Origin of the sequence: Thermoanaerobacter sp. RKWS2, assembly GCF_026240795.1 — a bacterium.
GTDB classification, from domain to species: domain Bacteria; phylum Bacillota; class Thermoanaerobacteria; order Thermoanaerobacterales; family Thermoanaerobacteraceae; genus Thermoanaerobacter; species Thermoanaerobacter ethanolicus.
Genome location: NZ_CP110888.1, coordinates 2,142,230 through 2,155,827, shown reverse-complemented (window position 1 = coordinate 2,155,827; position 13,598 = coordinate 2,142,230). Strand labels below are relative to the sequence as shown.

The 13,598-nt window shown below is 34.1% G+C and carries 10 protein-coding genes and 1 pseudogene; all 11 read left to right on the top strand.

From position 1 onward, the window contains the following. Positions 1 to 2: 2 nt before the first annotated feature. Positions 3 to 1,127 (top strand): ABC transporter ATP-binding protein, encoded by a 1,125-nt coding sequence (locus OEI98_RS11395; protein WP_006569486.1) that lies wholly within the window; start codon positions 3 to 5, stop codon positions 1,125 to 1,127. Positions 1,128 to 1,249: 122 nt separating this feature from the next. Continuing rightward, the gene (locus OEI98_RS11390) at positions 1,250 to 2,302 is read left to right on the top strand and encodes a PucR family transcriptional regulator (RefSeq protein ID WP_006569485.1); all 1,053 of its coding nucleotides are present in this window, start codon (positions 1,250 to 1,252) and stop codon (positions 2,300 to 2,302) included. Positions 2,303 to 2,308: 6 nt separating this feature from the next. Further along, on the top strand, positions 2,309 to 2,995 hold the full coding sequence (gene ftsE / locus OEI98_RS11385; protein ID WP_003869432.1) for a cell division ATP-binding protein FtsE: 687 nt from the start codon (positions 2,309 to 2,311) through the stop codon (positions 2,993 to 2,995). Beyond that, positions 2,979 to 3,872 (top strand): permease-like cell division protein FtsX, encoded by an 894-nt coding sequence (gene ftsX, locus OEI98_RS11380; protein WP_003869431.1) that lies wholly within the window; start codon positions 2,979 to 2,981, stop codon positions 3,870 to 3,872. The genes ftsE and ftsX overlap by 17 nt, the downstream gene beginning before the upstream one ends. A gap of 22 nt (positions 3,873 to 3,894) precedes the next feature. Continuing rightward, positions 3,895 to 5,034 (top strand): murein hydrolase activator EnvC family protein, encoded by a 1,140-nt coding sequence (locus OEI98_RS11375; RefSeq protein WP_019907921.1) that lies wholly within the window; start codon positions 3,895 to 3,897, stop codon positions 5,032 to 5,034. A gap of 89 nt (positions 5,035 to 5,123) precedes the next feature. Further along, positions 5,124 to 6,320 carry a S41 family peptidase gene (locus tag OEI98_RS11370; protein WP_003869429.1) on the top strand — a complete coding sequence of 399 codons (1,197 nt, stop codon included), beginning with the start codon at positions 5,124 to 5,126 and terminating at the stop codon, positions 6,318 to 6,320. A gap of 9 nt (positions 6,321 to 6,329) precedes the next feature. Beyond that, positions 6,330 to 7,574, top strand: coding sequence for a PDZ domain-containing protein (locus OEI98_RS11365; RefSeq protein WP_003869428.1), 1,245 nt, complete (start codon positions 6,330 to 6,332; stop codon positions 7,572 to 7,574). A gap of 13 nt (positions 7,575 to 7,587) precedes the next feature. Next, positions 7,588 to 8,311, top strand: a pseudogene (locus OEI98_RS15155) (2-phosphosulfolactate phosphatase family protein). 84 nt (positions 8,312 to 8,395) lie between these two features. Next, positions 8,396 to 10,381: an excinuclease ABC subunit UvrB gene (uvrB, locus tag OEI98_RS11350; RefSeq protein ID WP_003869423.1), complete on the top strand. Its 1,986-nt coding sequence runs from the start codon at positions 8,396 to 8,398 to the stop codon at positions 10,379 to 10,381. Between the two features lie 9 nt (positions 10,382 to 10,390). Then, the gene (gene uvrA, locus OEI98_RS11345; protein ID WP_003869422.1) at positions 10,391 to 13,174 is read left to right on the top strand and encodes an excinuclease ABC subunit UvrA; all 2,784 of its coding nucleotides are present in this window, start codon (positions 10,391 to 10,393) and stop codon (positions 13,172 to 13,174) included. A 9-nt stretch (positions 13,175 to 13,183) separates the two neighbouring features. Further along, the gene (locus OEI98_RS11340) at positions 13,184 to 13,588 is read left to right on the top strand and encodes an FHA domain-containing protein (RefSeq protein WP_003869421.1); all 405 of its coding nucleotides are present in this window, start codon (positions 13,184 to 13,186) and stop codon (positions 13,586 to 13,588) included. Positions 13,589 to 13,598 lie beyond the last annotated feature (10 nt).

The following is a 13,598-nucleotide window of genomic DNA, read 5'->3' as shown; positions in this document are numbered from 1 at the left end:
AAATGGCTGATGTTGTACTCAAACATGTTTACAAAGTCTATCCAGGCGGTGTTACCGCAGTTAAAGATTTTAATCTAGAAATTCAGGACAAAGAGTTTATAGTATTGGTTGGACCTTCTGGCTGTGGTAAAACTACAACATTGAGAATGATAGCAGGGCTTGAGGAAATATCTCAAGGCGAACTTTATATTGATGGCAAACTTGTGAATGACGTGCCACCAAAAGATAGGGATATCGCAATGGTATTCCAAAACTATGCTCTTTATCCTCATATGACAGTGTATGACAATATGGCTTTTGGTCTTAAACTTAGAAAGGTTCCAAGAGCGGAAATTGATAGAAAAGTAAAAGAAGCAGCTCGAATTTTAGGATTGGAAGAATATTTAAACAGGAAACCAAAAGCTTTGTCAGGTGGACAAAGACAGAGGGTTGCATTGGGGCGTGCTATTGTCCGCAATCCAAAAGTATTCTTGATGGATGAACCTTTGTCCAACTTAGATGCAAAATTGAGAGTACAAATGAGAACTGAGTTGGCTAAGCTTCACGACAGATTGCAGACGACTTTCATATATGTTACCCACGACCAAACAGAAGCTATGACAATGGGTACAAGAATAGTAGTTATGAAGGATGGAGTTATTCAGCAAGTAGATAAACCTCAGACTATTTATGATTATCCAAATAATTTATTTGTTGCTGGATTTATTGGAAGTCCTCAAATGAACTTTATTGATGCAAGATTAGAGAATAAGAATGGCAAAGTATATGCTACTTTTAAGGGATTCAGCGTTTTGGTGCCAGAAGGGATTTTAAAGAGATTAAAAGATCCAAGCTACGTTGGAAAAGAAATTGTGCTAGGAATAAGGCCAGAAGATTTGCATGACGAAGAAGTGTTCTTGGAAGCATATCCAGAGGCTGTAGTCGAAGCAAAAGTAGAAGTTACAGAGCTAATGGGTCCAGAGACATTTCTATATTTGGATGTGAATGGTGTTTCATTGACAGCAAGAGTAGATCCAAGAACAAGAGCAAAAGCAGGAGACGTAATTAAAATAGGATTTGATATAAATAAATTGCACATGTTTGACAAAGAAACAGAAATGACAATTTTGAATAGAGTAATAAGCTAAAAGGCGGTTATTCCGCCTTTTATTTTTTGTGTCAAAATACCACATAAATTTACATTTGCCTATTATTTCTTCTAGGAAATAGTGTATAATTATTGTATACTATAAAGTAAGGTGGTATGAAAATGATCGGCTATGACCTTATAAAAAAGGTAGCCTACGATATTCAAAAAAATATTCAAATGCCAATATATATAATAGATAAGTCCGGAAATTTAATTTACGGCGACAAAGATTTTTTTGAAAAAAAAGCAGGATTTTTAAAGATAAATGTAGAATATATTGATGAAAAAGAGATATATGAAGTAGGGGAATTTATATGCTATAACATATTTTACAATGATGTTCTCTTTTTTACTATCGCTTTAGAAGGAAAAGATGAACAATCAAAAAAAGTGCTTTATCTAATTTCTCTAATTTTTGAACAATTGCTGCAGAAATATAATAGAGAAGAGTTTTTGATAGAGGCTTTAACAGGTAAATTAAGCGTAAATTTAGTGTCGTATTATGCTGAAAAATATAAAATAAATAAGAATGTGAAATACACAGTAGCAATTGTCGAATCGAATAATGAAATTGACGATGCGATAAAAATAATTACCAACATTTTTGATAAAGGTAATTTATATACTGTAAAATTTGATGATAAAAGATTTGCAGCGATATTTTCTTACAAAGGAAATAACTCTTTAATAGAACTTTATAAAACTATGAAAGATATGATAGAATCTGAAGGCTATATGAAAGTAAAAATAGCCAGTTCTTCTTCCTTTGTGCCAATTGAGGATATACATATCGCCTATAGGGAAGCAGAGACAGCCTTACTTATTGGTAAAAAATTGGAAGATGAAAAAGGAATATATATTTACGAAGATTACAGCTTTGCAGAAATTTTATGGGGAATTGACATAGAAAAAGTAAATAATTTTATTAAGAAAAGAAATATTGATTTTGGTATTTTCAAAGATGAGGAATTGATACAAACCTTAAATGCTTTTTTTAGAAATAGTCTAAATTTGAGTGAGACTGCCAGAGAGTTATACATCCATAGGAATACATTAGTTTATAGACTTGATAAAATTTTTAAAATGACAGGCCTGGATGCTAAGAATTTTGATGAAGCTGTCCTGTTAAAGATGATCATGACTTTGACAAAATTATACGATATTCCGAGGTGAGAAAATTTGATAAAGTTTATAAATGTATCTAAAAGATACAATAAAGATATAATTGCTCTTTCAAATATTAGTTTTGAAATTGAAAGTGGAGAATTTGTATTTATTGTTGGGCCTAGTGGTGCAGGTAAATCAACTTTAATTAAATTATTGCTAAAAGAGGAAGAACCTACTTCTGGCAGTATTGTGATTAATAAAAAAGATATAACAAAACTTAAAAAGCGGGAGATACCTTATTTGAGAAGGAGTATGGGGGTAGTTTTTCAAGATTTTAGATTGCTTCCTAATAAAACAGTGTTTGAGAATGTTGCCTTTGCTATGGAAATAGTTGGAGCACATCCAAAGGAGATAAGAAGAAAAGTCCCGATGGTATTGTCATTAGTAGGATTAAGTGATAAAGCGGACAAGTATCCTAGGCAGCTGTCTGGTGGAGAACAGCAAAGGGTTTCTTTAGCAAGAGCTATTGTAAATGAACCTTCTATTCTTATAGCAGACGAACCTACGGGGAATCTGGATCCTGATACTTCCTGGGAAATTGTAAAACTTATTTCTGAAATAAATAAAAGAGGTACTACAGTTGTTATGGCCACCCATGCAAAAGACATAGTAGATGCTATGAAAAAAAGGGTAATAGCGCTGGAAAAAGGAAACATAGTACGAGATGAAGCAAGGGGTGTTTATGGATATGCTCTTTAGAAATTTAAAATATTTTTTAAAAGAAGGTTTTAGCAATTTAGCAAGAAATAGGCTTATGACAATAGCTTCTATAACTTCTGTAATGGCAGCAATGCTTATTTTAGGTTTGTTTCTTGTTATTATTTTAAATGTTAATAGTTTGACTAATCAGGTGGAATCTCAATTAGAACTTAAAGCGTTTTTAAAAGATAATATTTCTGAGCAAGAAGTTAGCCAAATAGGTAATGAGATAAAAACAATACCTGGTGTTACTTCAGTAGTTTTTGAATCTAAAGAAGAGGCTTTACAAAAATTTAAACAACAATTAGGAGATAAAAGCTATTTAGCAGAAGGTTTAGAAAAGGACAATCCCCTTCCCCAATCTTATATAGTAAAAGTGAAAGATGCTGGTTTAATGAAAGATATTTCAAACGAGATAAAGCAAATAAATGGAGTTGACAAGGTAAGTTATGGGCAAGATGTTGTAGATAAGCTTCTTGGAATTATAAAGATAATAAGGATAGTGGGGCTTTCCATTATACTTATTCTCTTTATAATTTCAATTGTCATAATTTCCAACACAATAAAATTGGGGGTTTTTGCAAGGAGAAGAGAAATAAACATAATGAAGTATATTGGAGCGACTGATTGGTTTATACGATGGCCCTTTTTGATTGAAGGTGTAGTATTAGGACTGGTAGGTGCCTTGTTATCAGTTGCACTATTAGTTTTAATTTATGGATATGTGCTTGATATTATTAATAATAAATTAATAGTGTTTCAACTATTGCCATTAGAAAAAATAGTAGGGGACATTTTGGTGTATTTTTCTTTAATTGGTGCAATAATTGGAGCCTTAGGAAGTGGACTTTCAATTAAAAGGTTCTTGAATGTGTAAAATTTACAAGGGGGAAATAGCATTGCGAAGATACAGGTGGAAATGGCTACTCTTTGTTGTTATATTTCTCTTTACAGTGCTCTTTACGTCCTATCCAAAAGCGGACCAGCTTCAAGATGCTAAAAACAAATTAAATCAAATTCAAAAATCCATTACTGAGACTAAGAAGAAAAAGGAAGAAGTAATTAATCAAAAAAATGATATTGCCGCTCAAATAGCAGATTTAGATAAAAAACTTAATGCTACACAGCAAGAATTAGCAAATGCACAAAAACAATTGTCTGATATTACTGCAAAACTTAACAAAACGCGCAAAGAATTAGAAGCGGCCAAACAAAAGGAAAATACCCAGTTCCAAACAATGAAGGAGCGCATAAGGGCTATATACATAAGTGGAGAATGGGGATATTTAGATGTGCTTCTTGGTGCCAAAAATTTTGGAGATTTTATAACACGATTGGATATTGTAAAACGCATAGTAGATTTTGATTCGAATTTATTTGAATCCTATAAGCAACAAAGAGAACTTATTGAACAAAAAGAGGAAGAATTAGCACAAATGCAAAAAGAAGCGCAAAATTATAAAAATCAAATAGTTTCTCGACAAAGGGAATTACAAGTAGCTATGGCCTCGCGGGAAGGTTTAATGAGAGATTTAGAGAGACAGCAAAAACTATATGAACAACAGGAAGACGAGTTACTGCAACAATCAAAACAACTAGAAACAGTTATTCAACAATTACAAGCGAAGTCAAAAATTAAATATGGTGGTGGAAAACTCTTATGGCCTGTTCCTTCTAGTAGTGTTATAACCTCACCTTTTGGAATGAGATATCATCCTATACTTAAACAGAGTAGAATGCATACGGGTATTGATATTGCTGCCGAGACGGGCGCTTCAATAGTAGCTGCGGCAGATGGACAAGTCATTTTTGCAGGTTATTACGGTGGATATGGATATGCAGTAATTATAGACCATGGAGACGGAATATCCACTTTGTATGGTCATAATTCTGCTTTATTAGTTAAAGAAGGAGATATGGTTAAAAGAGGTCAAGTTATAGCGAAGGCAGGAAGCACAGGTTTAAGTACAGGGCCTCATTTGCACTTTGAAGTGCGCAAAAACGGTGTTCCTGTAGATCCGATGGACTGGTTAAAATAACCAGTCTGTTTTTTTTATTTCATGAATGTTGTATAATAAAAAAGAACATACATATATAATTTTAAGAGACTAAAAAAGGTGGGGAAATTATGGCAAAAAAAAGATTTTATATTTTATTAGCAGTGCTTTTAATAGTTACAAATGTTATAACTTTTATGTTAGCAAATGCAGTATCAGTGGCTCTTCCTAATGGTAAAGTCCTTGTTTCTCGTGAGGAGTACCAGTTGATAGAAGAATATAATAAGCTTTTTGATATTGAGAAAATTCTTGAAAATAGGTATGTTGATAAAGTTAACTCCTCAGTCCTTTTAGAAGGCGCTATGAAAGGGATGGCCAACTCTTTAGGAGACCCTTATACTGTATACATGAATAAAAAAGAGTTTTCTGATTTTATGACTCAGACTACAGGCACTTATGGGGGAATAGGTATAGTTGTAGCAGTTGATAAAGAAGATCATATTGTAGTGGTTTCTCCAATAAAAAATACACCAGGAGAAAGAGCAGGGATAAAATCCGGGGATATAATAGTAGAAGTGAACAATACAAAAGTAAGTGGCAAAAATTTAGACGAGGCAGTGGCAATGATGAGAGGACCTCAAGGAACACAGGTAACGCTTACTATAATGAGAGAAGGAAAAACTTTTACTAAGACAATCACGAGAGAGATAATAAAATTAGAAACGGTATATGAGGAAATGCTTCCTGATAAGATTGGATATATTAAGATTACAATGTTTGATCAAAGTACTTCTGATGACTTTAAAGCATCCCTTAATAGATTAAAATCTCAAGGAATGAAAGGACTTATAATAGATTTAAGAGATAATCCTGGTGGACTTTTAGAGGAAACTATAGATATTTCTAATTTAATTTTGCCCAAAGGAGTTGTTGTGACGACTAAAGGAAGAGTTGACAATAAAGAATATTATTCTAAAGGACCAGGATTGGGATTGCCTATTGCAGTGCTTGTAAATAAAGGCAGTGCCAGTGCTTCAGAAATTTTAGCAGGTGCAATAAAAGATAGAAAAGTAGGAATTTTAGTTGGAACCACTACCTTTGGGAAAGGGCTGGTACAAACTGTTGTTGACTTTGGCGATGGTACAGGATTAAAATATACTATTGCGAGATATTACACGCCAAATGGCACAAATATTCAAGGCAAAGGAATTGAGCCAAATTACGTAGTAGAGCTTCCTGCAAATTACACTCTTCAAGATACTCCTGACTTAAAAAGAGATACTCAGCTTATAAAAGCTTTTGAGATTGTAAAAAGTGAGATAAAGTAGGGTGTTAAAATGATAGCTTTTATTCAAGTTTTTTGGATGGCAATAAAGACAATAGCTTTGTCAATTTTTAATCCTTTTTTCTGGATAGTGATAATTCTAATGATAATGCAGTATAGAAATAAAATAGCTATAGAAAGAGAGATTATGGGACATGAGCAAGAACCAATGAAAGAATTGGTTCTTGACTCTATCTTTTATGGTGTAATTGCTGCAATAATTGGGAGCTTTTTTATGATATTTTTAGGAATAACAATAGAAAATGTAGGGCTTCAGTATGTATGGCCTTTGGCTATAGTGTTAATGTTTGTCAATCCTAGATATATTTGTTTTTCTTATGCAGGAGGAATAGTTTCCCTATCCAGCTTAATTTTTGGATTTCCTAGTATAAGTGTTCCTGCACTTATGTCTATTGTAGGTATTCTTCATTTGATGGAAAGCCTTTTAATATATATAGATGGTCCAAGGAATACCACTCCTATCTTTGTAAGGCTTAAGGATGGGCGAGTGGCAGGAGGCTTTACTATGCAAAAATTTTGGCCTATTCCTTTTGCTGCATTAACTATTGCTACTGGGATAACAATAACGGGACAGGGAGTAAATATGCCAGATTGGTGGCCCATTATCAAACCGGCTGGAATTGATTTAAATAATGCAATTTTTTTAATTATGCCAGGTATTGCAGCTTTAGGATACGGAGATTTAGCTTTAACACAACTTCCAGAAAAGAAAACGCGAATTTCTTCTATACGTTTATTTTTCTTTAGTATAGTTTTGATTATATTGGCGATATTAGGAATCTATATTAAATTATTTCAATATTTAGCAGCTATTTTTGCTCCAGTGGCTCATGAGCTTTTAATTTTAATAGGCCAAAGAGAAGAAAGGGAAAATCCACCTCTTTTTGTAGCGCCAGATACAGGAGTGATGATTTTAGCGACAGCAAAAGGTTCTCCCGCTAGAGAAATGGGAATTAAACCGGGGGATGTAATATTAAAAATTAATGATATTCCTATTAATGAGCCAGATGATATAATACGAATACTCAATGAACGGCCTTCTGTGATGTGGATCACTGTAAAAGATTTAAATGGTAATTACACTAACTATGAATATAAGGATCCACAGGGAATTTTGGGATTAGGAGTTTTAATAGTGCCAAAGGCAACTTCTATGATTTATGAAATCAATGAGGGGGGAATATTTATAAAAAAACTAAAAGAAATATTTAAAAACATCTTTAAGAAAAACAAATAAGGAGGCAAAGTGTGTGTTTTTACAAACTTTTGAAACATATAATTCTATTAATGAAAGAGAATTAAAAGACAAAAATGTCGTTGTAATAGATACTCTACGGGCGACAAGTGTTATTACTACTGCTTTGTACAACGGAGCTAAAGAGATTATTCCAGTTTCAGAAGTAGAAGAAGCGATCGAACTTGTAAAAAGTTTAGATAAAAAAACTTATCTTTTAGCTGGGGAAAGAAACTCTACAAAGATTGAAGGCTTTGACCTATCTAATTCTCCTTTAGAGTATACTCGTGAAAAAGTAGAGAATAAAACGATAATTTTTACTACTACTAATGGAACAAAAGCTTTAAAAAGTCTCTTTAGCAGATAATGTAATTTTAGGATGCCTTTTAAATGCTTCTGCTGTTGCTAAGTATATATACACAAGCAATAAAGATACAGTAATTGTATGTGCTGGTACAGAAGGGAAATTTTCTTTTGACGACATAATAACTGCTGGAGTGATATATAAAAAATTGCAAGATTTAATGAAATTTGAAAGTGATGATTTGTCAAAAGCCTGTTATTTTTTGTATAAACCTTATGAGGACAACTTGTATGAAATAATGAAGGAGGGCTATCACTTTAAAAGATTAAAAGACTTAGGGTATGATGAAGATATTGAGTTTTGCTTGACAGTTGATAAGTTTGATATTGTGCCAAAACTTAAAGACGGAATTATAAAAAATTCAGCCGACCTGTAAAGGCCGGCTGTTTGGTTATGTTTGTGTTGACAAGTAGGGTATGCTATAATAATAAGATGATAAATTGCAAAGAGGGTAGAAAAAATGAGTGGATTTAAGTTGGTATCTAATTTTAAACCAACAGGAGACCAACCTCAAGCTATAGAGAAATTAGTTGAAGGGGTAAAAAAAGGATATAGATTTCAAACCTTATTGGGTGTGACGGGTTCTGGAAAAACCTTTACTATGGCTAATATAATACAAAAGTTAAATCGCCCTACTCTTGTCATTGCTCATAATAAGACTTTGGCTGCGCAATTATACAGTGAATTTAAAGAGTTTTTTCCAGACAATGCAGTGGAATATTTTGTAAGTTATTATGACTACTACCAACCGGAGGCTTATATACCCCAAACTGATACTTATATTGAAAAAGACGCTTCTATAAATGAAGAAATAGATAAATTGAGGCACTCTGCTACGGCAGCTCTTTTTGAGCGAAGAGACGTTATAATTGTCGCCAGTGTTTCTTGTATATATGGCTTAGGTGACCCTGTAGATTACGAAAATCTTATGCTTTCCCTAAGGCCGGGAATGATAAAAGATAGGGACGAAATAATTAAAAAGCTTGTAGATATACAATATGAAAGAAATGATGTGAATTTTACAAGAGGCAAATTCAGGGTAAGAGGAGATGTAATAGAAATTTTCCCTGCTTCTTTTTCCAATAAGGCGATAAGGGTTGAGCTTTTTGGAGATGAAATTGACAGAATAGCGGAAATTGATGTATTAACAGGCGAAGTACTGGGATTAAGAAAACACGTGGCTATATTTCCGGCTTCTCACTATGCTACTTCAAAAGATAAATTGGAAAGAGCAATAAAAAGCATTCGAGAAGAATTGGAGCAAAGGTATAAAGAACTTAAAGATGCTGGTAAAATAGTAGAAGCTGAAAGGCTAAAACAGAGAACAAATTACGATTTAGAGATGCTACAAGAGATGGGCTACTGCCAAGGAATAGAAAATTATTCAAGGCATATTTCAGGAAGACCTCCAGGAAGCCCTCCTTATACCCTTTTAGATTATTTTCCTAAAGATTTTCTTATTTTTATAGATGAGTCTCATGTGACAATTCCTCAGATCAGAGGCATGTACAATGGAGACAGGTCAAGGAAAGAAGCATTAGTAGAATACGGATTTAGACTTCCTTCTGCTTTTGACAATCGTCCCCTTACTTTTGAAGAGTTTGAAGAGAGAATAAATCAAGTTATCTTTGTTTCTGCAACACCAGGGCCTTATGAGATTGAACATTCAGAGCAGGTTGTTGAGCAGTTAATACGACCGACAGGTCTTGTGGATCCAGAAGTGATAGTAAAGCCTGTTAAGGGACAAGTAGATGATTTGATAGGGGAAATTAGAAAAACAGTTGATAAAGGCTTTAGAGTGCTTGTTACAACTCTTACGAAAAAAATGGCTGAGGATTTAACGGATTATCTCAAGGATATGGGAATAAAAGTAAAATATTTACATTCTGATATTGAGACGATTGAAAGGGTTGAAATAATAAGAGATTTAAGGCTGGGTAAATTCGATGTTTTAATAGGCATAAACCTTTTGAGAGAGGGATTAGACATACCTGAGGTTGCTTTGGTGGCAATATTAGACGCGGACAAAGAGGGATTTTTGCGTTCAGAGACTTCCTTAATACAGACTATAGGACGTGCCGCAAGAAATGCGGAAGGACGAGTAATAATGTATGCAGATACTGTAACAAATTCTATGAAGAGAGCAATTGATGAGACGAATAGAAGAAGAAAAATACAAATGGAATATAACAAAAAACATGGTATAACTCCAAAGACAGTAATTAAGGGAGTAAGAGATGTAATTGAAGCTACTCACGTTGCTGAAGAAGAACAGAAGTACACAAGAAAGAAAGTTAAGACTTATGACCCTGAAATTATTAAGTCAACTATAGAGCAACTTGAAAAAGAAATGAAAGAAGCTGCAATTGAGCTGCAGTTTGAAAAGGCTGCAAAATTGAGAGATGTGATTTTTGAATTGAAGAAACAGTTGGAGGAAGTAGTTTGAGGTGAAATCATGGTGAAGGACAAAATTGTAATTAAAGGTGCAAGGGTTCACAATTTAAAAAATATAGATTTGGAGATTCCACGAGATAAATTAACTGTGATAACGGGTTTATCAGGCTCTGGCAAGTCTTCTCTTGCCTTTGATACCATTTATGCCGAAGGTCAGAGGAGATATGTGGAGTCTTTGTCTGCTTATGCAAGGCAATTTTTAGGACAAATGGATAAACCAGACGTTGATTATATAGAAGGACTTTCACCGGCAATATCTATAGACCAAAAGACCACAAATAAAAACCCTCGTTCTACTGTAGGTACGATAACTGAGATTTACGACTATCTAAGACTTTTATATGCAAGGGCTGGGATCCCCCATTGTCCTGTTTGCGGAAAAGAGATTAGCATGCAAACTATAGATCAGATGGTGGACAGGGTCAAAGAATTGCCAGAAGGTACAAGGATACAGGTACTGGCTCCTGTTATTAGAGGAAGAAAAGGGGAATATGCTAAGCTTTTAAATGATATAAAAAAGAGTGGATATGTCAGAGTGAAAATTGATGGAGTAATGTACGATATAAATGAGGAGATTAAGCTTGATAAAAATAAAAAGCATACTATTGAAGTCGTAGTAGATAGGATTATTATAAAACTGGGAATTGACATGAGGCTGACGGATTCTATAGAAACAGCTTTAAAATTAGCAGATGGGATAGTTACTATTGATGTAATAGACGGAGAAAGCTTTACACTCTCTGAAAAATACGCTTGTACAGAGTGCAACATAAGTATTGAGGAGCTCTCTCCGAGAATGTTTTCCTTCAATAGCCCTTATGGGGCTTGCCCTGTTTGCACTGGATTGGGGGAATTTATGAAGGTAGATCCAGAGCTTTTAATACAAGACCCTAAAAAATCATTAGCAAATGGGTTGTTGCCGGGGATTGTTGCTTCACAGGATAGTTATGCTTATTACAACATTTTAAGATTGATTGAACATTTTGGATATACAGAGAATACTCCTTATGAAAAGTTTAGTGAAGATTTAAAAAATGTACTGCTTTATGGCAAAGATACAAAGGGAAAGTCCTATGGATTTGAAGGGATAGTAAACAATCTTGAAAGAAGGTACAACAATACTTCTTCAGATTTTATAAAAGAAGAGATAGAAAAGTATATGAGACCGGTTACTTGTCCTGCATGCCATGGAGCAAGATTAAAGCCAGAAGCGTTAGCTGTGACTGTTGGTGGACTTTCCATAAAAGAAATGACAGACCTTTCTGTTGGCGAGCTTATAAAATTTATTGACCAACTCAAATTGACAGAAAGACATGAGATTATTGCAAAGCCAATTTTAAAAGAAATAAAAGCAAGGCTTAGTTTTCTTGTAGATGTAGGCCTTGATTATTTAACTCTGTCAAGGCCCGCAGCTACTTTATCAGGTGGAGAAGCACAAAGGATAAGATTGGCAAGTCAGATAGGTTCTGGACTTGTAGGAGTCACATATATCTTGGACGAACCCAGCATTGGACTTCATCAAAGAGATAATGAAAGACTTATAAATTCCTTGAAAAAATTAAGAGACCAAGGCAATACTCTTATAGTAGTAGAGCACGACGAGGATACAATATATGCGGCAGACTACATTGTGGATGTAGGACCAGGTGCAGGTGAGCATGGAGGAGAAATTGTAGTTGCGGGTACGATAGAAGATGTGTTAAAATGTGAAAAGTCAATTACAGGACAGTATTTAAGTGGCAAAATAAAGATAGAAGTGCCAAAACAGAGGAGAAAACCTAATGGAAAAGCTTTAATAGTGAAAGGAGCTAAGGAAAACAATTTAAAAAATATAGATGTGGTTTTCCCTCTTGGAGTATTTATATGCGTTACAGGGGTTTCTGGCTCAGGCAAAAGCACCCTTATAAATGAGATACTGTACAAAGCATTGGCACAGAAGATTTATAAGTCCAAAGATAAACCAGGTATGCACGATGCAATAGAGGGTATCGATAATATAGATAAAGTAATAAATATTGACCAGTCTCCTATAGGCAGGACTCCTCGCTCAAATCCTGCTACATATACAGGAGTTTTCGACTATATAAGAGAGGTTTTTGCAAATACCCCAGAAGCTAAAATGAGAGGCTATAAACCAGGGAGATTTAGTTTTAACGTTAAAGGTGGAAGGTGTGAAGCATGTGGAGGAGATGGTATAATTAAAATTGAGATGAACTTTTTGCCGGATGTGTATGTCCCTTGTGAAGTGTGCAAGGGTCAAAGGTATAATAGGGAAACATTGGAAGTAAAATATAAAGGAAAAAATATTTCGGATGTACTTAATATGACGGTAGAAGAAGCGTTAGTGTTTTTTGAAAATATACCTAGGATAAAAAATAAATTGATGACTTTGTATGATGTAGGACTAGGATATATTAAACTAGGGCAACCTTCTACTCAGCTTTCAGGAGGAGAAGCCCAAAGAGTAAAATTAGCTACTGAACTTTCTAAAAGACCTACAGGTAAGACATTATATATTTTGGATGAGCCTACAACTGGATTACATTTTGCAGATGTGCATAGGCTTCTTGATGTTTTAAATAGATTAACTGATGCAGGTAACACTGTTATTGTAATTGAACACAACTTAGATGTCATAAAAAGTGCAGACTATATTATTGACTTAGGACCAGAAGGTGGAGACAAAGGTGGAATGGTAATAGCTACAGGGACACCTGAGGAAATTGCTGCTAATGAGAATTCTTATACTGGATGGTTTTTGAAAAAAGTCCTTTCTCAAAAATGAGGTGAATTTATGTATTATGCCATAGCTTCTCAGATATTAAAATATGTCCTTATTTTTCTCATCTACCTGTTTTTATACAGGGTTTTTAAAATAGTGTATATGGACATAAAAGGGGCAAGATATGAGAGGCAAATAACCTCTGCAAAACTTTCTTTTTTAAATGGAGAAAGGACTTTTAATCTTTTTGAAGTTACTACTATAGGAAGGTCGGAGGAATGCGATATAGTAATTGAAAGCCCTTATGTGTCTGCACGGCATGCTATCATACGAAAGAGGGGCAAAAGGTTTTATATACAAGATTTAAACAGTACAAATGGCACTTTTGTAAATGGTAAGAGAATAAAAAGAATTGCCAAAATAACAAATAATGATGTAATTACTTTAGGAGATGTTGAACTCAAATTTATTTTATAGGGTGAAATCT

Coding starts and splice junctions, on each gene's coding strand:
- OEI98_RS11395 (WP_006569486.1), top strand. CDS start 3: ATGGCTGATGTTGTACTCAAACATGTTTACAAAGTCTATCCAGGCGGT.
- OEI98_RS11390 (WP_006569485.1), top strand. CDS start 1,250: ATGATCGGCTATGACCTTATAAAAAAGGTAGCCTACGATATTCAAAAA.
- ftsX (WP_003869431.1), top strand. CDS start 2,979: ATGGATATGCTCTTTAGAAATTTAAAATATTTTTTAAAAGAAGGTTTT.
- OEI98_RS11370 (WP_003869429.1), top strand. CDS start 5,124: ATGGCAAAAAAAAGATTTTATATTTTATTAGCAGTGCTTTTAATAGTT.
- OEI98_RS11365 (WP_003869428.1), top strand. CDS start 6,330: ATGATAGCTTTTATTCAAGTTTTTTGGATGGCAATAAAGACAATAGCT.
- uvrB (WP_003869423.1), top strand. CDS start 8,396: ATGAGTGGATTTAAGTTGGTATCTAATTTTAAACCAACAGGAGACCAA.
- uvrA (WP_003869422.1), top strand. CDS start 10,391: ATGGTGAAGGACAAAATTGTAATTAAAGGTGCAAGGGTTCACAATTTA.
- OEI98_RS11340 (WP_003869421.1), top strand. CDS start 13,184: ATGTATTATGCCATAGCTTCTCAGATATTAAAATATGTCCTTATTTTT.